This window comes from Pseudogracilibacillus sp. SE30717A, from assembly GCF_037071985.1.
Lineage (GTDB): Bacteria > Bacillota > Bacilli > Bacillales > Amphibacillaceae > Pseudogracilibacillus.
The window spans coordinates 1-1,581 of record NZ_JAXHDF010000023.1 but is presented as its reverse complement, the minus strand read 5'-3'; the positions used below and the strand labels follow the sequence as shown (position 1 = coordinate 1,581).

Genomic DNA, 1,581 nt, shown 5'->3' with positions numbered 1-1,581 from the left:
GTACAGAGTGACGTATCCTTAGAAAGGAGGTGATCCAGCCGCACCTTCCGATACGGCTACCTTGTTACGACTTCACCCCAATCATTGGTCCCACCTTCGGCGGCTGGCTCCAAAAGGTTACCTCACCGACTTCGGGTGTTACCGACTCTCGTGGTGTGACGGGCGGTGTGTACAAGGCCCGGGAACGTATTCACCGCGGCATTCTGATCCGCGATTACTAGCGATTCCTGCTTCATGTAGGCGAGTTGCAGCCTACAATCCGAACTGAGAATGGTTTTATGGGATTCGCTCCACGTCGCCGCTTCGCTGCCCGTTGTTCCATCCATTGTAGCACGTGTGTAGCCCAGGTCATAAGGGGCATGATGATTTGACGTCATCCCCACCTTCCTCCGGTTTGTCACCGGCAGTCACATTAGAGTGCCCAACTTAATGCTGGCAACTAATATTAAGGGTTGCGCTCGTTACGGGACTTAACCCAACATCTCACGACACGAGCTGACGACAACCATGCACCACCTGTCACCTTTGTCCCCGAAGGGAAAGCCTTATCTCTAAGACGGTCAAAGGGATGTCAAGACCTGGTAAGGTTCTTCGCGTTGCTTCGAATTAAACCACATGCTCCACCGCTTGTGCGGGCCCCCGTCAATTCTTTTGAGTTTCAGCCTTGCGGCCGTACTCCCCAGGCGGAGTGCTTAATGCGTTAACTGCAGCACTAAGGGGCGGAAACCCCCTAACACCTAGCACTCATCGTTTACGGCGTGGACTACCAGGGTATCTAATCCTGTTCGCTCCCCACGCTTTCGCGCCTCAGCGTCAGTTACAGACCAGAGAGTCGCCTTCGCCACTGGTGTTCCTCCACATATCTACGCATTTCACCGCTACACGTGGAATTCCACTCTCCTCTTCTGTCCTCAAGTCTTCCAGTTTCCAATGACCGCTCGTAGTTAAGCTACGAGATTTCACATCAGACTTAAAAAACCGCCTGCGCGCCCTTTACGCCCAATAATTCCGGACAACGCTCGCCCCCTACGTATTACCGCGGCTGCTGGCACGTAGTTAGCCGGGGCTTTCTGGTCAGGTACCGTCAAGGTACCGGCTTATTCGGCCGATACTTATTCTTCCCTAACAACAGAGTTTTACGATCCGAAAACCTTCATCACTCACGCGGCGTTGCTCCGTCAGACTTTCGTCCATTGCGGAAGATTCCCTACTGCTGCCTCCCGTAGGAGTCTGGGCCGTGTCTCAGTCCCAGTGTGGCCGATCACCCTCTCAGGTCGGCTACGCATCGTCGCTTTGGTAGGCCATTACCCCACCAACTAGCTAATGCGCCGCGGGCCCATCTGTAAGTGACAGCTAAAAGCCGCCTTTCATTTTCCGTTCATGCGAACGGAAACGTCATCCGGTATTAGCTCGCGTTTCCGCGAGTTATCCCAGGCTTACAGGCAGGTTGCCCACGTGATACTCACCCATCCGCCGCTCGTTCCACAAAATTCACCCCGAAGGGATCATTATGCTTCCCGCGCTCGACTTGCATGTATTAGGCACGCCGCCAGCGTTCGTCCTGAGCCAAGATCAAACTCT

The 1,581-nt window shown here is 54.2% G+C and carries 1 rRNA gene; it reads right to left on the bottom strand.

From position 1 onward, the window contains the following. Nucleotides 1-22: 22 nt before the first annotated feature. A 16S ribosomal RNA gene (locus SPD48_RS19870) occupies nucleotides 23-1,581 on the bottom strand; the annotation flags it as partial.